General features: G+C 44.3%; 13 protein-coding genes and 1 pseudogene. 10 read left to right on the top strand and 4 right to left on the bottom strand.

The features are described from left to right. Positions 1 to 104 precede the first annotated feature (104 nt). From BV375_RS30440 to BV375_RS30425, 4 genes are all read left to right on the top strand, one after another. Positions 105 to 3,923, top strand: coding sequence for an S-layer family protein (locus tag BV375_RS30440; RefSeq protein WP_166507567.1), 3,819 nt, complete (start codon positions 105 to 107; stop codon positions 3,921 to 3,923). Between the two features lie 219 nt (positions 3,924 to 4,142). Beyond that, positions 4,143 to 7,034: an S-layer family protein gene (locus BV375_RS30435; protein ID WP_086767466.1), complete on the top strand. Its 2,892-nt coding sequence runs from the start codon at positions 4,143 to 4,145 to the stop codon at positions 7,032 to 7,034. Between the two features lie 97 nt (positions 7,035 to 7,131). Further along, a complete protein-coding gene (locus BV375_RS30430) occupies positions 7,132 to 9,465 on the top strand; it encodes a CHASE2 domain-containing protein (protein ID WP_086767464.1) in 2,334 nt (777 codons plus the stop codon). Between the two features lie 54 nt (positions 9,466 to 9,519). Next, positions 9,520 to 10,341 carry a DUF928 domain-containing protein gene (locus tag BV375_RS30425; RefSeq protein WP_086767462.1) on the top strand — a complete coding sequence of 274 codons (822 nt, stop codon included), beginning with the start codon at positions 9,520 to 9,522 and terminating at the stop codon, positions 10,339 to 10,341. Positions 10,342 to 10,543: 202 nt separating this feature from the next. Here the strand turns inward: BV375_RS30425 and BV375_RS30420 are convergent, their stop codons facing one another. Next, positions 10,544 to 10,747 carry a hypothetical protein gene (locus BV375_RS30420; protein WP_086767460.1) on the bottom strand — a complete coding sequence of 68 codons (204 nt, stop codon included), beginning with the start codon at positions 10,745 to 10,747 and terminating at the stop codon, positions 10,544 to 10,546. Positions 10,748 to 11,042: 295 nt separating this feature from the next. Here BV375_RS30420 and BV375_RS38920 point away from each other — a divergent pair. Further along, positions 11,043 to 11,336, top strand: a pseudogene (locus BV375_RS38920) (hypothetical protein); the annotation flags it as partial. A gap of 153 nt (positions 11,337 to 11,489) precedes the next feature. Here the strand turns inward: BV375_RS38920 and BV375_RS30410 are convergent. Both BV375_RS30410 and BV375_RS30405 read right to left on the bottom strand, forming a co-directional pair. After that, a complete protein-coding gene (locus tag BV375_RS30410) occupies positions 11,490 to 12,482 on the bottom strand; it encodes a sugar-binding transcriptional regulator (RefSeq protein WP_086767458.1) in 993 nt (330 codons plus the stop codon). 313 nt (positions 12,483 to 12,795) lie between these two features. Next, positions 12,796 to 13,599: an SDR family NAD(P)-dependent oxidoreductase gene (locus BV375_RS30405; RefSeq protein ID WP_086767457.1), complete on the bottom strand. Its 804-nt coding sequence runs from the start codon at positions 13,597 to 13,599 to the stop codon at positions 12,796 to 12,798. Positions 13,600 to 13,749: 150 nt separating this feature from the next. Between BV375_RS30405 and BV375_RS30400 the strand changes: the two genes are divergently transcribed. Next, positions 13,750 to 15,093: a sugar ABC transporter substrate-binding protein gene (locus BV375_RS30400; RefSeq protein ID WP_086767455.1), complete on the top strand. Its 1,344-nt coding sequence runs from the start codon at positions 13,750 to 13,752 to the stop codon at positions 15,091 to 15,093. A gap of 119 nt (positions 15,094 to 15,212) precedes the next feature. On the opposite strand, the gene BV375_RS30395 is transcribed toward BV375_RS30400, so the two are convergent. Then, positions 15,213 to 15,431: a hypothetical protein gene (locus BV375_RS30395; protein ID WP_086767453.1), complete on the bottom strand. Its 219-nt coding sequence runs from the start codon at positions 15,429 to 15,431 to the stop codon at positions 15,213 to 15,215. A gap of 39 nt (positions 15,432 to 15,470) precedes the next feature. Here BV375_RS30395 and BV375_RS30390 point away from each other — a divergent pair, with 39 nt between their 5' ends. From BV375_RS30390 to BV375_RS30375, 4 genes are read left to right on the top strand one after another with little or no spacing between them, the layout of a single operon-like run. Further along, positions 15,471 to 16,391, top strand: coding sequence for a sugar ABC transporter permease (locus tag BV375_RS30390; RefSeq protein ID WP_086767451.1), 921 nt, complete (start codon positions 15,471 to 15,473; stop codon positions 16,389 to 16,391). A 2-nt stretch (positions 16,392 to 16,393) separates the two neighbouring features. Then, the gene (locus BV375_RS30385; protein WP_086767449.1) at positions 16,394 to 17,215 is read left to right on the top strand and encodes a carbohydrate ABC transporter permease; all 822 of its coding nucleotides are present in this window, start codon (positions 16,394 to 16,396) and stop codon (positions 17,213 to 17,215) included. A 34-nt stretch (positions 17,216 to 17,249) separates the two neighbouring features. Continuing rightward, the gene (gene ugpC / locus BV375_RS30380; protein ID WP_086767447.1) at positions 17,250 to 18,353 is read left to right on the top strand and encodes a sn-glycerol-3-phosphate ABC transporter ATP-binding protein UgpC; all 1,104 of its coding nucleotides are present in this window, start codon (positions 17,250 to 17,252) and stop codon (positions 18,351 to 18,353) included. Positions 18,354 to 18,358: 5 nt separating this feature from the next. After that, complete coding sequence (locus BV375_RS30375) at positions 18,359 to 19,864, top strand: mannitol dehydrogenase family protein (protein ID WP_086767445.1); 1,506 nt, start codon at positions 18,359 to 18,361, stop codon at positions 19,862 to 19,864. The last annotated feature ends 143 nt before the right edge of the window (positions 19,865 to 20,007 follow it).

The following is a 20,007-nucleotide window of genomic DNA, read 5'->3' as shown; positions in this document are numbered from 1 at the left end:
AATAGTCTGTCTTGTCCTTCTTTGCTTCCACAATATTAGACCTGAATCCTTACCAAGCTGATACTATTAAAATTCGCGATAGTGTTAACAATCCCTTCATTGCGGTGGCTAGGAATAAGCTGTTAGTTCAAGGTAATGAAAGTATAGATATTTTGGCCTTGAATCATCGCAGCAGTGGTTTGTTCTCTGGTGGGGATATGGTGTTACGAAGTGCGATTGCAGTGGGAGGTGATGCTCATTTCTGGAGTGGTGGTAATTTTCGTATTGAGAAATTAGATAGTAGTTTAGGAAATTTATTTAGTCCCTACGATCCAATTATTCGCGCTAGTGGTGATGTTAGTTTTGCAGAATATGAAGGAGCCTCGCTGCATATCTTAGCTGGTGGAAGTGTAAATATTCCTGGTACGATATACGCGAGCAGTAGGGATAATACTGATTTTATACGAGAGAATGTAACATTATCAGATGGTAAAACAAACATTGTAATTGATAGTAGTGACAAGCCAACATTAGATATTCGTGCCGGAACGACGGTTGTTAGTGGTCCGTCGGGAGTTACAGGTTCAGGGATAGGTTTTAATCCAGCACCATCTATTAGTAGTAGTTCTAACAAGGCAGATATTCAAATTGGTGCAGTTTATACATCAGGTGAGACAGAGGGACTTGTTTTCATAAGTAATCAATATCTTCCTAACTCTGCTAGTGGCAACATTCAAATTGGAAATATTGATATTTCTACCGAAAATTACCTCAAAGGTGGTACTGCTATTATTGATTCTCGTGGCGACATCACCTTCAACGACAAATTCAATCCTTTTGTAGAAAATGGTAATGGCGGTAGCATTACACTCCTAGCCAATAACAACATAACTACCCATGATATTTATGCTCTTTCCAATCTAGGTAATGCAGGTACTATTACACTAAATACTGCCAACGGTAATATTAACATCATAGGTAATCTCAATTCTCAGTCTGCGCTCGCATCTGGCAAAGCAGGTAATGGTGGAGCAATTACCCTCAATGCCCCCAAAGGTAGTATTAATGTTATCGGAGATTTAGCTAGTTCCTCTTCTAGTAACGGCATTAACCAAGCTTCTCAAGCCGCAGATGGTGGAGATATCGCGTTGAATGCTGGTAAATTTATTGACATTACAGGCAATCTAGATTCCTCTGCGGTGACTAACAGTAGCACTACAGGCAATGCAGGGGCAATTTCCCTCACCGCCACTGGTGGCAGTATTAACATTAAAGGCAAGCTGAATGCTTCTGCTGATGGTACTTTTCCCAACCCGAGAATAGTTGTACGCAATGCTAGGATTGGTAATGGCGGAGCAGTCACGTTAAATGCAAGCGATCGCATTGAGATTACAGGCGATATTTACACTGGATCTGGGATAATTTTTGGTAATCCCTTTGGCATTCTCCATACTGGTAATGTTGGGGATGGTGGATCTGTAAAACTTAATGCCCCTAATGGTATTAAGGTCATGAGTGGCATTGACTCGAGTGTGCACAACGATAACAACAATGGCACAGATACCGATTTTCGCACTAGCAAAAGTGATGCCATTACTGGTAGTGGCGGAGCAGTTACCATTACTACATCCAACGGTAACATTGATATAGGTGATCTAAGCTCTTACACTAGTGCCCGATGGGGCAATGTTGGCAATGGGGGAGCACTCACGCTAGCTGCGCCTAATGGCAGTATTAAAGTGTCAGGCACGTTCTCCATACTGAGCAGAGCAGAGGTCAGCTTTGGCAATGCTAGAGATGGTGGTACAGTCAATCTGACTGCTGCTGGTAATATCGAAGTTAAAGACAACATTGACTCCAGTTCATTCAGCGCTGAAGGCAACTCTAGCAATGGCGGTGCAATTAACCTCATCTCTGCTCAAGGAGATATTAAAACTGGCGGTTTATCCTCCCATTCACTTGTTGCCTACACAGGCGATTCTGGTAATGCAGGGGAAGTTAATCTTACTGCTCTCAATGGCAGCATTACAACTGGTGATGTATTCGCTTTCTCCTCCACATCTCCCTTACTTAATCTCCAGGGTACTTCTGGAAGAGGAGGTGCAATTACCCTCACAGCCAAAAAAGACGTTACCACAAAATCGCTAATTGGCTACGGTGGTACAGGGTCAGGCAATATTACTGTTAATACCACTGGAGCTTTTTCTTCAGCTAACAGTATTATCTCTACCAACACAAATGGCCCAGGTAGAAGCGGTGATATTGAGATTCGAGCTAGCTCTGTGACACTCAGTGATGGAAGTCAAGTATCCACTTCGACACCAACTGAAGGTAAAGGTGGTAATGTTTCGATTATTGCCCCTGATTTTGTCAGTCTAAGTGGTTCCAGCCCCCAAATAGTTCGCTTTGCGTGGACTCAACAGGGTTTGTTTGCAGCCCCCGGCCCGGAAGGTCAACCTGCGGTAAAACTCAGTGGCTATATTCCTCCTTTAGCCTTTTCCCGCCAGTTTGGTCAAGTCCAATTTCCCACTGGCTTGTATACGCAAACCTCTGGACAAAACAGCAATGCAGGAAATGCAGGTGTAATCAGCATTCAAACAGGAAAGTTGCTTGTTCAAGACCAAGCAGTTATTGCAGCGACAACCTTTGGCAGTGGTGATGGCGGTAATATTTTTATCGAAACGAATGATGTGACTGTACGTAATGGTTCTATTGTCAGTGGTGTGGGGCCACAAGCTCTAGGTGACAGTGGCAATATTGATATCCAAAGCCGTTTTCTTAATCTCAGTGAAGGAGGTGTTTTGCAAACCCTGACTTTGGGAGGTGGAAAGGCTGGCAACATTGAAGTGAGAGCTACAGATGGCGTGCAAATTTCTGGCTTCAACTCCACCTCAGGATTGGCTAGTGGATTACTTTCAGGTACAGAAGGACTTGATAGCGGTCAAGGTGGAAATATTAGTGTTACCACGCCGCAATTGCAGATTTTGGACAAAGCTGTGCTGAGTGCCAGAACCTTAGGTAGTGCGAATGCAGGAGATATTATCTTAAAAGTTACAGATAATATTGCTCTAGCTGGTAAAGATACTGGCTTATTTGCTAACACAGAACCCGGTTCTACTGGTAACGGTGGCAATATCATTATCGACCCCAGAATTTTAACAATTTTTGATGGAGCGCAAATCGCTGTCGATAGTCAGGGAGAAGGCGTTAGTGGCAATATTCAACTAGCAGCAGGCTTCCTTACCCTAAATAATGGCAGCATCTCCGCCGAAACCAGCAGCAACACTGGCGGTAATATTACGCTAAACCTGCAAGACTTATTATTACTACGTAATGGCAGTCAAATCTCCACTAATGCTGGAATCGACAAAGCTATTGGTACAGGTGATGGCGGTAACATTACTATCAATAGTCCGTTGATTGTCGCAGTTCCAAGCGAAAACAGTAACATTTCTGCAAACGCCTCTAAAGGCAACGGTGGTAGAGTAAATATAACTACACAGGGTATCTTTGGCATCGAACCGCGATCGCAACCTACGCAACTGAGCGACATTACCGCCAGTTCGGAATCTGGAGTTCAAGGTTTTGTCACTATCAACACACCTGATGTAGACCCTGCTCGCGGTTTATTGCAGCTACCTACTAATTTAGTTGATGCTAGTCAACAAATTGTCTCTAGCTGTACTCCTAGACGACAAAAAGTTGGTCACTTTATCGCCACTGGGCGCGGTGGATTACCCTTGAGTCCCAATGAACCATTGCGGGGAAGTGCTGTAATTACAGATTGGGTAATACCAGCAGCAACAGATAGAGTAACAGAGCAATTGACACCATCACCTCAACCGATTACAGAAGCGCAAGGATGGATAAAAAGCGATCGCGGTGATGTGATTCTTGTAGGTCAATCTCCAAATATGAATTATTCTAGGACTCTATGTAATTGATCTGCTTTTTGCCTGCTTCAAGGATACTGTTTGCCAAGTTATTTCTCTGTAGTTTTTTATATAAAGCTAACTGTAAGTTCAAAAAAATTAACTCTAATAGAGCCACAATATCTATTGAAATTAAATTAATACTAAACAAGTGTATTGATAGATCAATTTCATTAGTTATTACAAAACTGTTAGATGTAAAACAAATAAACCAGTGAGGTCAATGTTCAGATGGCAACCTCTGATGATAGAAGTTGGCACTCATTATTAGTCAGCGTTTTCAGCGTTGCTGGAGTGTTTGCCCCCGCAATATTCTGTAATGAAAACTATGTAAATGCTCAGATTATCCCTGATGAGACATTAAACGAACGCCCTTCAACGATAACACCCAATGTTAATATTCAAGGTCTTCCCGCAGATCGCATTGATGGTGGAGTAATTCGGGGTGCTAATCTATTTCACAGTTTCCAAGAATTTAATGTTGGAGAAATTCAACGAGTTTATTTTAACAATCCCACAGGTATTAATAATATTCTCGCCAGAGTCACGGGGGGTAAAGTCTCCAATATACTTGGTACTTTGGGAGTAGATGGTGCAGCCAATTTATTTCTGCTCAACCCCAATGGCATTGTATTTGGGAAAAATGCACGGCTAGATGTGGCGGGTTCGTTTGTAGCCAGTACCGGGAGTAGTTTGATTTTTGACAATGGTTTAGAATTTAGCGCCAAAAATTCTCAAGCACCGCCGTTACTAGCTATCAATGTCCCGATTGGTCTTCAATATGGCACAAATGCAGGCAGCATTATTAATCAATCAGTTTTGGGTCTGAAAGTCCAGTCAGGGAGAACCTTGGCGCTTTTAGGCCGTGACGTCAAAGTAGATGGTGGTAGCTTGCAGACTGTTGGGGGTCGAATTGAGTTAGGCGGTTTAAGTGCAGCAGGTAGCCTAGGGCTGAATGTAGACGGTAGCAACTGGCGTGTAAGTTACCCAGTAGATGGGCAACGCTCAGATGTAGCCTTGACTAATGGAGCTACAGTTATTGTCACTGCGGAGAGTGGTGATAGTATCGCTATCAACGCTAAGAATTTAGATATTTTAGGAGGAAGTAAACTAATTACGGCGTCCCTATCTCTCAAATCTGGAAATATTCAGATTAATGCCACAGATAAACTGAGAATTGTCGGTACTGACTCCAGTAGTTCCCCCAGCCTCATCGCCACTCAGGTATCACAAACAGCAACAGGAGATGCAGGAGATATATCTATTAACGCAGGCTCCCTAGAAATTAGTCAAAATGGGACGATATCTTCTGTCACTGAGGGGCTGGGAAATGCTGGTAGAGTAGATATCCGAGCCAGCAATTTGGTTTCTTTGTTCAATAGTTCGATATCAAGCGTTGTACAACAATCAGGCGTAGGAAATGCAGGTGACATTAATATCCAGGCGCAGAAACTTTCCTTATCCAATGGTTCTCTTTTGAGGAGTTATACCCGTGGTCAAGGAAATGCTGGGAATATTCACATCAAAACTGCTGACTCTGTTGCTGCCAGTGGTGGTTCTTTCCTGTTTACTCCTACGCTGGGACAAGGAAATGCAGGAGATGTAACCATTGAAGCTGGCGGTCAAGTTTCCTTTGATGGGGTAGGGCTAAATAGGGGTGTTATGGCTACTAGCGGGATATACAGTTCCGTTTTAGCAACACCAGAGATTGTGGCCAAAGGCAATGGTGGCAACATTAAGATAAAAGCACAATCTTTAGCTGTGACTAATGGAGCTACTGTAGCTGTAGGCACTATTGGGCAAGGTGATTCGGGAAATATTGAGATTAATACGGTTGATAGGGTAAGTATTTCTGGTTTTGATTCTATTACTGGATACTCTAGTCAAATAGCGACATCAACAGGTTCCCAAGGAAAGGCAGGCGACATCTTAATTAATACTAATACCTTGTACCTCTCAGCTTCGGGAAATTTAGAAGCAGCCGCAGAAGCTAATGGTAATGGAGGTAACATCATTGTTAATGCCAAAACTTTTGAAGCAATTGATGGCGGTCGCATTATCAGTACAACTGGGGGTGGCGGAAATGCCGGAAATATTAGCCTCAATGTCAGCGATCGCGTTACTCTAGCTGGTAAGGAATCTAGTTTTCTTGAACGGCTAAATCGCAGAAGTCAAAATAACGGACAAATCGTTGCTACCCTGGGTTCGCAGTTTAGCGGACGGACTTTTATTAATCCCGAAGATGCAGACGCTAGCGGTTTATTTGCGGGTACAGTTTCCACCTCCACTACCCAAGGAGGAAACATCAACATTAATACCAAATATTTAGATATTCAAGATGGCGCAGTAGTAAGTGTTAGCAGCCTAGGTTCCACAGGTGCAGGCGATTTGCAACTTACAGCTAACTCTATCAATTTAGGCAATAAAGGTAAAATCACTGCGGAAACTAGAACTGGGAATGGTGGCAATATTCTTCTGAACTTGCAAAAGTTACTATTACTCCGTAATGGCAGTCAAATTTCTACTACAGCAGGTAATCGTCAGTTTGCTGGTGATGGTGGCAACATCACTATTAACAGTCCATTTATTGTGGCAGTTCCTCAAGAAAATAGCGATATCAAAGCCGATGCGTTCACAGGTAAAGGTGGTAGAGTGAACATTACGACTAAAGGTATTTTCGGTATTGTGCCGCGATCGCAACCTACTCAACTGAGCGAGATTACCGCCAGTTCGGAATTTGGAGTTCAAGGTTTTGTAACTATCAACACACCTGATGTAGACCCTGCTCGCGGTTTATTGCAGCTACCTGCTAATTTAGTTGATGCTACTCAACAAATTGCCTCTAGCTGTACTCCTAGAGGACAAAAAGTTGGTCGCTTTATCGCCACCGGGCGCGGTGGATTACCCTTGAGTCCCAATGAACCATTGCGGGGAAGTGCTGTAATTACAGATTGGGTTAATTTGCCAGCAACAGATAAGGTGACAGAGCAATTGACACCATCACCTCAACCAATTGTAGAAGCGCAAGGATGGATAAAAAGCGATCGCGGTGATGTGATGCTTGTGGCTCAAACTCCACAAACTAATTATTCCAGCCCCTCTGCCATGTCCTGTAGTCAATAATTGATGAGCATTTGCATAAAAGCTAAAAGCAATCGTAGAAAATAACAGAAAAATCATGTAGGGATAGATAGCGATCGCCATTTGTGGAGAATTAGCTGTGGGTAAGTTGGTCATCTTAAAAATAGGAGAAGGCAGCTTTGAGCAGGGATTTCCTGTAACCCTCCAAATTGGCGACGAAAATGCCCGTCCAGTTGTGGAAATTACAGGTGAACTTCCTCCCAACCCGGAAATTCCTCGTGACTACCATCGCTGGCAATCAACTTATCGTAATTTAAAGTTGCCATCTCGCCCCATTGGTTTACCAAAGCAACTCATTCAAGCCCCTAGCCTAGAAGATTGTCAGCAAGTAACGGAAAAATTGAAGGTAAGTTTTAATACCTGGCTCGCCTGTGATGGTTTTCGTCCTATCCGCGAGAAATGGCTGGAAAAGCTCATGTCTGCGGATAAAATTCGCGTACTTTTACAAACCAAAGACCTACGTTTGCAAAAACTTCCCTGGCATCTTTGGGATTTACTAGAACGTTATCCTCATACAGAAATAGCTTTGAGTGCGCCTGCCTACGAACAGGTAAACCGAGTAGCCAGCACCAGCGATCGCGTCAAAATTTTAGCAATTTTAGGTAATAGCCAAGGAATAGATACCCAAGCAGATAGGAAATTACTGGAGTTGTTACCCAATGCAGACATCACCTTTTTAGTAGAACCGCAATCCCAAGACCTGACCGATCGACTATGGGAGCAGCATTGGCAGATTTTATTTTTTGCCGGACACAGTTCTACAGTGGAAACCAATGTCACAGGAAAAATCTACATCAATCAAACTGAGAGTTTAACAATTGGTCAGTTAAAATACGGCTTGAGAAAGGCAGTGGAACGAGGTCTGCAATTAGCGATTTTTAATTCCTGCGATGGCTTGGGATTGGCTTGGGAGTTTGCAGATTTGCATATTCCCCAAATCATTGTCATGCGAGAACCTGTACCCGATCGCGTGGCACAGCAGTTTTTGAAGTACTTTTTGGCAGCCTTCGCCCAAGGAGAACCTTTGTATTTGGCTGTGAGGCAGGCACGGGAAAGGTTACAGGGACTAGAAAATCAACTGCCCTGTGCTAGTTGGCTACCTGTGATTTGCCAAAACCCAGCAGAGATACCGTTAACTTGGCAAGAATTATCGAGCAACAGCGCTAATCTCCCTACACCCGTGAGAACTGTCACCCATCGCCAGAGCTTCTCACTGTTGTTGCTCTTCAGCATAGCAATCGCGGGACTGTTGACGGGGATACGGTATCTGGGTGTACTGCAACCATTAGAGCTAAGTGCCTTTGACCAATTATTGCGATCGCGTCCCCAAGAAAAACCAGATTCGCGCTTACTGCTAGTAACTGTTACAGAAGAAGATGTGCAGGCACAACCAGAATCAGAACGGCGGGGTTCTTTATCAGACAAGTCACTAGCTCAATTAGTAGAAAAATTAGCAATTTATCAACCACAAGTTATCGGTTTGGATATATACCGCGAACATACTTTGGCTAAGGATTATCCACAGTTACATAAATGGATGAGCCAAAGCGATCGCTTTGTGAGTGTCTGTCGAGTCAGCGACCCCCAAACAGGAAAATCCGGCATCGCGCCACCAAAAGAAGTCTCAGCCGATAGTTTGGGCTTTAGTAATATACTCACAGATGCAGATCGTGTAGTACGTCGCCACTATCTAGCCTTAACTCCTCCTCCCGCATCTCCTTGTCAGGCATCATATTCCTTAAGCGTACAACTGGCACTGCGTTACTTATACAGCAAGGGTATTACATTGGAATTTACTCCCGATGGGATGTGGCAATTGGGAAAGCTGAAATTTAAACCTCTAGAAGCACACACTGGTGGCTATCAAGGAATTGATGCCTTGGGACACCAAATTTTACTGAATTATCGCTCCTCTACATCGCCAAACGCGATCGCACCGCAAATTACATTACAAGATGTGATCGCGGGTAAATTTAATGCGGCAGCAGTGAAAGGCAAAATAGTTCTTATCGGCACAACAGCAGAAAGTTTTCATGACTATTGGCCAACTCCTTATATCTACCAAGGAAACGCGCAAGAGATCCCAGGAGTTATTCTACAAGCACAAATGCTCAGTCAACTGCTCAGTGCAGCTCTTGATGGGCGACCTCTACTGTGGAGTTGGTCAATATGGAGTGAGGTGATTTGGATTTGGTTGTGGTCTTTTTTTGGCTGTTTGCTTGCTTGGTATATCAAAAGAGTAGATTACCTAATTCTGACAGCGACAATTGCATTCGTTATTTTGTATGGTAGTTGCCTAATAATTTTAATTTTATTTGGCGGTTGGATTCCACTAGTTCCAGCAGCGCTAGCCTTAGGATGTGGTGCTGTTACTGTGGTAGTTTTTTTAAACTCCTACTTTCAGCAAAAATAATAGCAATACAAAATTAAGAAATATTTTTAACTATTAATCCTTGACTCTTGACAAATGAAAAACTATTGGCAAAAAATCCCATTAACTGCTGCATTGAGTATGACTTTCTTGAGCAGCATCATCTATTGTCCAGCACTTTGGGCATTGCCAGTTGCTTTAAACAGTTCCTCAATCAAGTTTATCCCACCACCGCCACCACCTGACCGAGGAGCCGCAGGCGATCGCGGAGGAGCAGCTAGCCGTGGATGTGGTAGTGGTAATGAGTCTCTCATGGCACTAGTTCCCATTTATCAGCAGACTATAAACCAAGAGCCAAAAGAAACAATTGCTGTTACTAAAGTTTGGGGTTTAACGACTGCTGTACATTCTACGTTTTGGTTTTTCGTTCCGTATCACAAATCAGCGATCGCAGCTATGGAGTTTGTAGTTAAGGATGAGTCGGGGAAACCTAGTCAAACTATACACCGAGCAGCAGTAAATCCCCCATCGAATCCCGGAATTGTCAGTGTTCGTTTGCCAGAAACCACTGCACCTTTGCAAGTAGGCAAAATGTATCACTGGTTCTTAAAAGTGAAAGTCAATTGCAACAACCAACAACCAGCAGAATTACAATATGTTGAGGGATGGGTGCAAAGGATTAATCCTAATTCCAGCCTTGCAGAGAATCTCAAGCAGGCAACACCTCAGCAACAAGTAGCACTGTATGCAGAAAATGGCATTTGGCACGATGCTTTAACTGTTGTGGCAAAACTTCGCTGGGAAAAGCCAAAAGATGCATCTGTTATGGCTGACTGGACAAGTTTGCTGAAGTCGGTAGGTTTAGAGAATTTAGCTAAACAACCCCTTGTTAACTGTTGTCAAGAGCTTGGTTACTGAAGAGGGATTTGACATTAAATAGGTAGCGTTAACCATAGGTTAAGCAATGACAAAAACAAATTGGTAATTGGGTCTAGGAAATTTTGATATTAAGTGCAATGTCTATATTTAGATGATGCGTTGCGCAAAGCAATGCACCATCTAAGATTGTTGGTGAGTTAGAACTAATGTCTATAAAGCACTCTACCAAATTCTGAAACTACTAATCAATTAGCACAGAAGTTACAGGAGATCCATTGACATTGACAGTAACGGCTTCGCCATCCGGTGTCAACAGAATTGATTTATTTTTTTGCAAAGGTGATTTCATCATACCTCCGGAGATAACCGAGGCTGCTTCATCAGAAAGCTCTTCTAATTGAAGAGGTAAATCAGAGATAGCAATGTTAGCAAGCTCTTCTTTCATAATCTTTCTCCTACCATTTGACTAATGGTTAGATAATTAAAGGTTCACAAAGAAATCAAAATTTTGTTTTGAGTGAACCAACATAAATTACGACAACTTTTATTTTTTATGCACCTGAGTCAAAGAAGTTTTTAAATAATCTATAAAATCCTTGTGCTGCAATTGTTTACGTCTCATAGAAAATCTTGTGCAAAAGTCCCCAAAAGCGCATACTTAAGCTGTATTCAAGCTAAACCCTCGCCTTCACTAGCCCAGCCAACAATTACCCTAGAACACACTTCAAGGAGGCTACCATCTAGACAAAAGTTTTAATCTGGATACAGCGAATGAAGACATCGCGCAGGATCTGCAAAAGCCTTCTACTCCAACAACTGCGATTGGCTTTATAGTAGAGGCGCTACGCCGACGACGCGATCGCAAAATGACCCCCATCACCACCATTTCTTGCAACAACCTACCAAGAAACGGAGATATCCTCCAAAAAGCAGTACTAGCTTATGCTGACCTGATTGAGCCGACTCTTGCAGAATACATTAGAGATAACGGGACGTTTCTCATTCTCCTACACCCTGTAGATGACTGCTGTTAGTTTTGAACAGCAATCTTACGTGGCTTGCAGCTTAAAGCTGAAGTCAGCCAGCACTGCGTTCGGAACACCTCAAACACAAAATGGGGTTAATCGCATACTAGAAGCTTACTGCCAATGCATAAGTCCTATTTTTGATCGGCAATGCCTGAAAAATCAGATTTTGTCAAGAATAGCTTGGGCGACAACTTCGTCGGTGATCAGCCCCGTAATCAACTTGCCATGTATAGCCGCCAAAATTGACTCTACTTTTTTCACACCTCCTGCAATGCCGATAATCAGTCGTTGAGCAGTTTGTTCGAGCGGGACACCAGCAACTCGGCTATTAGTTGCACCTTGAATCAAGACACCTTGGCGATCGTATGCCCATCCGGCAATTTCTCCAACTGCGCCCAGTTCAATTAATTGGGTCACTTCATCGTCATTAATGAACCCGTTTTGGTGTAACGGTGCATTCCAGCCAATTTGGCTAATACCCACAAAGGTCGCTTTGGCTTGCTCTGCAAGGGTTTTGACGGTGATAAACGATCGCTGAGTCTGCAAGAGTTCTCGTTCTTCAATGCTGGTTGCTACCACCGGAGTTGGAACTGGATATACTTGAGAGCCAACGCGATCAGACAAATGCATCACCACTTCATAACGACCCGCACGCCCATATTGAGACATATTCCCAACTATTGAGACAATCTTATGCTGAGGTTGGTTCATAGATGGGATTTGCTCCACCATTGATCGCAAAGTCCGACCAGTAGAAAATGCCAGGATTGTTGGAGTTTTAGCAAGAAGGTATGTCTCTAAGTGAGTAGCAGCACATACGCCAATTCCGTTGAAGCTATCACCACTCCCCGCATCACTTGGAACTACTTCACAAAGCGATAGTTCAAATTTGTCTCTGAGCGATTCAGCTAGAGCAATACACTCACTTAGGGGATGATCGAGCCGAAATTTGATCAGTTTTTCACTCACTGCTAGTGCCACCAAACGTTGTGCCGCCTGCCGAGACACGTTCAGCTTTGCGGCAATCTCTTCCTGTGTGTTTCCCGCAATGTAGTAGAGCCAAGCTGCGTGAGCTGCCTGGTCTAACTTGCGAGTCCGAAGGGACAAGCCAGCTTTGCTGGCATCGCGCCGCTCTAACAATGGTTCTTCCATATTCCACCTTTAGGAACTATACATCCCCCAAAAGAGTAAATAAATTTTTTGATTATCTGCTCAAAGATGCATTTTTTGCTCAAATTGCTTTGTATACGCTATCACATTCTACGTTAATAAAAACAGCTTTAAATAAACTTGTAGTTTGGACAAGCCCTATAATTCCTCTTTCCTCTGTGTTCTCTGTGCCTCTGCGGTTTAAAAGTAATTTATTGAACCGCAGAGGCACAGAGAGCGCTGAGAAAAATAAGAGATTTTCATATTCACCTTGAATTTTTGGAAGTCCCTTACTAACTTGGCAATGCTCTTTCCCCTATTGCCCACCACTAAGCTCCAAATTAAAGCCCGTAATGTAGCTTGCTTCATCGCTCATGAGAAATGCCACACTGTTGGCAACTTCCTCAAGGCTCCCTAAACGCCGCATTGGTACTGAATCAATCATTTGCTGCTCTACTACTTTTGGATCGGCATCAAAGTACTGTGACCCTACACCTGCCTGCAATTCGGTCTGCCGCGTCCACATTACACCAGGGCCAATCAGCGCAGGCGAGAGCGCATTCACCCGAATATGGTAGGGAGCCAAGTCTTTCGCTGCTGTTTGAGTTATCCCAATTACGGCAAACTTCGAGGCTGAGTAGGCGATCATATTTGGAGGGCCAACCACTCCTGCATAGCTTGCCATATTAACGATCGCTCCTCCACCCGATTTGCGTAAGTGTTGTGCCGCCGCCTTGAGGACGTGAAAAACTCCAACAACATTGATGTCAATGACCTTTTGAAAATCTTCCTCAGGATACTCGTCAGTTTTGGCAAACGCTCCTTGATAACCCGCATTGTTGAAAACATAGTCGATTCGCCCAAATTGCTCTACAGCAGCAGAAAAGGCTTGAGCAACATCCTTAGAAGAGGTGACATTGCAGCGAAAGCTCAGAACTGGAATTTTATAAATTTCCAATTCGTGAGTAACTTCTGCCATCTTCGCTTCGTTTAAGTCTACGAGTACTACACCTGCGCCATCTGCGGCAAAACGCTGTGCCGTAGCTCGACCAATATCACCAGCACCGCCCGTAATCAAAACCGTCTTGCCAGCAAAGTGATAGCTTGCTTTAGCTGTCATATCTTCAACCCCTTGTGAATATATGTTGCAAATAGTCTTTAAGTGTTCAGTATTTAAGTTCAGCTAGTATGATTCAATTATTGGGTCTTTGCCCAATAGTAGAGCATAAAATCATTTTTTATATGATTTTAATCCTAAAGGAGCTGTGCAATGCGTATGCCCCGCTTCGCTAAAATCTTGGTTGCATTCCTCGTTGGAGTGATGCTGGCACAACTACTACATGCCTGTGCGGGTTCGCAAGCAGCAGCGAAAACAAGACTGACGATCGCTACTGTCAATAATGGTGACATGGTGGTTATGCAAGGGCTTTCCCGCAACTTTGAACAAGCCAATCCAAATATTCAACTGCGGTGGGTTGTCCTGGAAGAAAACGTCTTGCGCCAACGCACCACCACAGACGTTGCAAGCCAAGGCGGACAATTCGATGTCCTGACAATCGGTTCCTATGAAACGCCGATTTGGGCGAGACGGGATTGGTTAAAACCATTGGACTTACCCGCAAGTTACGACGTAAATGACCTAATAAAACCGATCCGAGAAGGGCTTTCCAACAACGGCAAACTCTATGCTGTGCCGTTCTATGGGGAAAGTTCCATGCTTTATTACCGAAAAGACTTGTTTGAAAAAGCAGGGATTAAGGTTCCCGAACAGCCAACCTATCCCCAAATTAGAGAATGGGCGAGTAAGGTTCACGACCCAACGCATGGAGTTTATGGTGTTTGCCTGCGTGGAAAACCGGGCTGGGGCGAAAATATGGGATTTGTGTCCACATTGGTCAACACCTTTGGCGGACAGTGGTTTGATATGAAGTGGCAACCCACCATAAATACTCCAGCATGGAAAGAAGCGATCGCTTTCTATGTCGATTTGCTCAACAAATATGGCCCACCGGGAGCGAGTTCCAATGGATTCAATGAAAATCTGGCGCTATTCTCAACGGGTAAGTGCGGTATGTGGGTAGACGCAACCGTTGCCGCAGGGCTGTTATCCAACCCCAAAGAATCTCAAGTTTATGACAAAGTTGGCTTTGCCCGTGCGCCAATTGAGAGATATCCAAACGGCTCGAATTGGCTCTGGGCTTGGGCATTAGCGGTTCCAAAAACCTCAAAATCCCCCGAAGCTGCTCAAAAGTTCGTTGCCTGGGCAACCTCTAAAGAATACATTCAATTAGTGGCTAACCAAAGTGGTTGGGTTAGTGTACCACCAGGTACGCGGACTTCCACCTATAACAATCCCAACTATCAAAAAGCCGCACCGTTTGCTTCGATTGTGCTGAAATCGATCCAATCTGCTGATATTAGCCGTCCAGCTGCACAACCAACCCCTTACAAGGGTATTCAATATGTGGATATTCCAGAATTTCAGGCGATCGGTTCTTCGGTCGGGCAAACTATGGCAGCAGCACTGACCAATCGCCTTTCAGTCGATCAGGCGTTGGAGCGATCACAGAGTTCGACTGAACGTTTTATGAAACACACGGGTTATATCGAGTGAAAAGGGGGGCTAGGTTATGTTCTTAAACCCGGAGATCCCCCTAAATCCCCCTTTCTAAGGGGGACTTTGACAGAATTCTCCCCCCTTAAAAAGCAGGGCTATTTCATTCCCTAAAAGGCTTAAAAATGCAAGGGTTCTGGAGATAAAAAACGAGCTTGGTATTCAATCTTAGGCATCAAGATAGTCAACAATTTATGACTTTTGCCCTGATATTTATCGCCATTCATATTGACAAAATACATACCATTATGAATGAAACGGCCCTGCCTTAAAAAGGGGGGCAGGGGGGGATCTAAATCTGACGGGAAAGGCAAGGACACACGCAAATGCTCACCCATAAAACTTTCACAATCTAAAATCCAAAATTCTATTAGACTATGTCTTCTTCAGTAGCTGTAAAGCGTCACCACGAAACGCCACCCACTAGGCAACGAACAAAGCGACAGGCATCAACCTTACCCTTGGTTGCGCCTTCTGTGATTGCCTTGCTGCTATGGATGATTGTGCCTCTGGTGATGACGCTATGGTTTTCCTTTCAGAGGTATAACCTGCTTAATCCAGACGCACGCAAATTTATTGGAATTGAAAATTTCACGTTCATTCTGAGCGATCCAGGTTTATGGACTTCGATCGCCATCACAATAATTCTGGTCGTGTCCGTTCTGGTGATCACAATTGCTCTAGGCACACTCTTAGCAATTCTATTTGACCAGGACTTTTATGGCCAGGGGATTGCGCGGGTACTGGCGATTTCTCCGTTTTTCGTCATGCCCACAGTCAGCGCCCTAGTCTGGAAGAATATGCTGATGCATCCAGTAAATGGACTGTTTGCTCAATTCACAAGAGGTTTGGGTTTGGGTGCGATCGATTGGTTTGCAGATTTTCCCCTGCTTGCCATCATTATCATTGTTTCGTGGGAGTGGCTTCCCTTTGCTCTGCTGATTTTATTGACGGCAATTCAGTCGTTAGATCATGACCAGCTAGAAGCAGCTAGGATGGATGGAGCAAATGCGATCGCTCTATTTCGTTTCGTCATGCTACCCCATCTGAGCCGCGCCATTGCCGTAGTCGCCATGATCGAGACGATTTTCTTTTTGACTATTTTCGCAGAAATCTTTGTTACCACAGGTGGCGGTCCCGGAGTGGCAACGACCAACCTTGCCTATTACATCTTCCTGAGAGCCTTGCTGGAATTTGATGTCGGCGGTGCTTCAGCGGGTGGATTAATCGCGGTAATTCTTGCCAACATCGTGGCAATTTTTCTGATGCGTAGTGTTGCTCGTAATTTGGATACCTAACGATGGCACGTAAAACCTTGAAACGCTGGCTGTTTACCTTGCTCGGTTGGTTTGTCGCTTGCAGCTTGTTTTTCCCGATTTTCTGGATGTTTCTCACTAGTTTTAAAACGGAGGTGGCGGCAGTTGCAACTCCTCCTCAGTTATTTTTCCAGCCAACATTAGAAAATTATGTGGCGATTCAAGATCGAGCAAACTATTTCAACTATGCCCTCAACAGTGTGGCGGTTTCACTCGGCTCGACCATACTCGCGCTACTGCTTGCCGTACCTGCCGCTTATGCGATGGCGTTTTTCCCAACCAAACGCACTAAGGGAACCTTGCTATGGATGCTTTCTACTAGAATGCTGCCACCCGTTGGTGTGTTGGTGCCAATCTACATTTTGTGTCGCAACGCTCATTTGCTAGATACCCGGATCGGTTTAATTATTATTTACACCCTGATCAATTTGCCAATTGTTGTCTGGATGATTTACAGCTTTTTTAGAGATGTTCCTAAAGATATCCTAGAAGCTGATCGCATGGATGGGGCAAACACACAGCAAGAACTGATTCATGTTTTGCTGCCACTAGCATTACCTGGAATTGCTTCTACCGCATTGCTTTCAATCATTTTGTCCTGGAATGAAGCCTTTTGGAGCCTCAACTTAACAACGGCTAATGCCGCTCCTTTAACCGCATTTATTGCCTCATTTTCCAGCCCTCAAGGGTTATTTTGGGCAAAACTTTCGGCAGCATCAACTCTGGCGATCGCGCCGATCCTTATTTTCGGCTGGCTGAGTCAACGGCAATTAGTTCGGGGTCTGACGTTTGGTGCTGTGAAATAATCATCTGCTTTTAATTCATTAAACAGAAAATCCTATGTCAACAGTTGCTTTAAGAGATATCCATAAAACTTATGCCGATACCGAGGTGATCAAAGGCATCGATCTTGATGTTGGCGATCGCGAATTTGTTGTATTTGTCGGCCCATCTGGTTGTGGAAAATCAACCTTGCTCCGTATGATTGCCGGACTAGAGGAAATTACCTCCGGCAAGTTGTCGATTGATGGAGAGGTAGTGAATGATGTACCTCCAGATAAACGTGGGTTGGCAATGGTATTTCAAACCTACGCCCTTTATCCTCACATGACCGTAGCGGAAAATATGGCGTTTAGCCTCCGTCTTGCAGGTGTGGCAAAAGCCAAGCGTTATGAAAGGGCGCGTGAAGTCGCTCGTGTCCTCCAACTGGAACCACTGTTAAACCGCAAGCCCAAAGAACTATCCGGAGGACAGCGCCAACGGGTAGCGATCGGTCGTGCCTTGGTTCGCAATCCCAAAGTGTTTTTATTTGATGAACCACTGTCAAATCTGGATGCAGCTTTGCGCGTGCAGATGCGGATTGAACTTGCTAGCTTACATGAAAGCCTGCAAGCCACCATGATTTATGTGACGCACGATCAGGTGGAGGCTATGACACTTGCAGACAAAATTGTAGTGTTGCAGGGCGGCATTGTCGAACAAGTGGGTTCGCCACTAGAACTTTACCACCATCCCCGCAATCTATTCATTGCCGGATTTATTGGTTCACCTAAGATGAACTTTATTTCGGTGACAGTAACAGCCGTGAATGACTCTGGCATAACTGTGAAACTTCCTGGTGATGCCAGTGTAATGATTCCCGTGAAGCCTGGAAAGTTGTCGGTTGGAGAGAGTGCAACATTGGGAATTCGCCCCGAACATTTGCGACTCGATCGCAATAACCCAAGCGTGAATGGCGAAGTGTTAGTTGTAGAACGACTGGGTGGACAAACCTATCTCTATGTCAAGATTGAGGGGGGAGACACCGTAGTAGTACAAACAGACGGAGATAATTCCAGCCAATTACGCGATCTCGTTCCTATCCACATTAGCGGCGAACTTTGTCATCTATTTGACTTACAGGGTGAAGCAGTTTTAAAAAATCGTCGTCACCAACTAGTATAAATAAAATGAACAGCAATATCAGCACAGGCTCAACAATCAAGCTGAATCAAGCATCCCTGTCTCATTTACCTGGAAACGTGCGTATACCCAAGTACGATCGCCATCAAATCACCAATGGAATTGTGCATATTGGAGTTGGTGGATTTCATCGATCACACCAAGCGCTTTATCTTGATGATTATTTCCATCAAAATCCTGGTAGTGATTGGGGAATCTGTGGTGTTGGATTGCTTGACTATGACTATGACAGGCGTATGCGGGATGCGCTACTGTCCCAAGATTGTTTGTATACCTTAGTTGAGCGATCGCCGCAAAGTGATCGCGCTCGAATCATCGGTTCCATCACTCGATACCTGTTTGCACCAGACAATCGTCAAGCAGCTATTGAAGCAATGGCAAACCCTGAATGCCGAATTGTAACATTAACGATTACTGAAAGCGGTTACTACTACATTGAAGGAAGTGGCGAATTCGATGTGAACCACCCAACAATTCAGCACGATTTGCACCATCCTGACCAACCAATCGGGACATACGGTTTTTTGACCGCCGCACTCGAAAAACGATATAAACAGGGGTTAGCACCCTTTACCGTCCTGTCCTGCGACAACATACAGGGCAACGGTAACATGGTGCGGAAAATGCTAACGACATTTGCTCAAATCCGCGATCCAGAGTTGGGACGTTGGGTTGCTGAATACGTTGCCTTTCCCAACTGCATGGTCGATCGCATTACTCCGATGACAACCCCACCAGATATCAAAATGGTGGCAGAACAATTTGGTATTGATGATGCGTTTCCAGGCGTGACAGAGCCTTTCATCCAGTGGGTAATTGAAGATACCTTTTGTGCAGGCAGACCTGATTGGGAATCTGTTGGCGTACAGATGACTAACGATGTTCATCCCTACGAGATGATGAAAATCCGGCTGCTCAACGCCAGTCACTTGCTAATTGGCTATCTCGGCTCTTTGGCAGGTTATACCTACGTTTATGAAGTCATGGCTGATCCCTTGTTTGAGCAAGCCGTCGCTAAGTTGATGGATGAGGTAACACCAACGCTCCAACCCGTTCCTGGAATTGATTTAGACGATTATAAAAAGACTCTAATTGAACGGTTTTCCAATCCCAAAATTCGCGATCAACTTCCGCGCCTGTGCCTGAATGGATCAGCTAAAATTCCTAAGTTTGTTTTGGGATCGATCCGCGATAAATTACAACTTGGAGGTGCGATCGATTATCTAAGTTTAACGATTGCTGCTTGGTGTCGATACCTCAGTAGTCAGGATAAACAAGGGCAACCTATTCCCATTGATGACCCATTAGCAGACATCCTGACTCAACGCGCCAGCTTGAGTGAATTAGATCCCAAACCATTGCTCAGTATATCTGAAATTTTTGGAGATTTAGTAGAGTCGCCACGTTTCGTCGAGGCTGTTGCTGACCAGTTGCGTAGTTTGCATGAGTTTGGTGTTAATGGAACACTAGTCCGATTCTCGCAAGCACACTAAGGCATTATCAACTTTATGAACGATTTGTTGCTTATCGGGAAAGGCACAGGGCAGGAGGCAGAAAGGATTCTGATTCCTGCCCTGTGCTACGACCGCAGGGAGTAAAGGTTTAAGACCCCCACCCTACGGGTTTGCAGTTGCTT

This window comes from Nostoc sp. 106C (genome assembly GCF_002154725.1).
In the GTDB taxonomy this organism is placed as follows: Bacteria; Cyanobacteriota; Cyanobacteriia; order Cyanobacteriales; family Nostocaceae; genus Aulosira.
This window is presented reverse-complemented; position numbering and strand designations above follow the sequence as displayed.

What these genes read in the sequence shown, in the direction of transcription:
- BV375_RS30435 (WP_086767466.1), top strand. Translation starts at nt 4,143, where the DNA reads ATGGCAACCTCTGATGATAGAAGTTGGCACTCATTATTAGTCAGCGTT.
- BV375_RS30425 (WP_086767462.1), top strand. Translation starts at nt 9,520, where the DNA reads ATGAAAAACTATTGGCAAAAAATCCCATTAACTGCTGCATTGAGTATG.
- BV375_RS30420 (WP_086767460.1), bottom strand. Translation starts at nt 10,747, where the DNA reads ATGAAAGAAGAGCTTGCTAACATTGCTATCTCTGATTTACCTCTTCAA.
- BV375_RS30410 (WP_086767458.1), bottom strand. Translation starts at nt 12,482, where the DNA reads ATGGAAGAACCATTGTTAGAGCGGCGCGATGCCAGCAAAGCTGGCTTG.
- BV375_RS30405 (WP_086767457.1), bottom strand. Translation starts at nt 13,599, where the DNA reads ATGACAGCTAAAGCAAGCTATCACTTTGCTGGCAAGACGGTTTTGATT.
- BV375_RS30400 (WP_086767455.1), top strand. Translation starts at nt 13,750, where the DNA reads ATGCGTATGCCCCGCTTCGCTAAAATCTTGGTTGCATTCCTCGTTGGA.
- BV375_RS30395 (WP_086767453.1), bottom strand. Translation starts at nt 15,431, where the DNA reads ATGGGTGAGCATTTGCGTGTGTCCTTGCCTTTCCCGTCAGATTTAGAT.
- BV375_RS30390 (WP_086767451.1), top strand. Translation starts at nt 15,471, where the DNA reads ATGTCTTCTTCAGTAGCTGTAAAGCGTCACCACGAAACGCCACCCACT.
- BV375_RS30385 (WP_086767449.1), top strand. Translation starts at nt 16,394, where the DNA reads ATGGCACGTAAAACCTTGAAACGCTGGCTGTTTACCTTGCTCGGTTGG.
- ugpC (WP_086767447.1), top strand. Translation starts at nt 17,250, where the DNA reads ATGTCAACAGTTGCTTTAAGAGATATCCATAAAACTTATGCCGATACC.
- BV375_RS30375 (WP_086767445.1), top strand. Translation starts at nt 18,359, where the DNA reads ATGAACAGCAATATCAGCACAGGCTCAACAATCAAGCTGAATCAAGCA.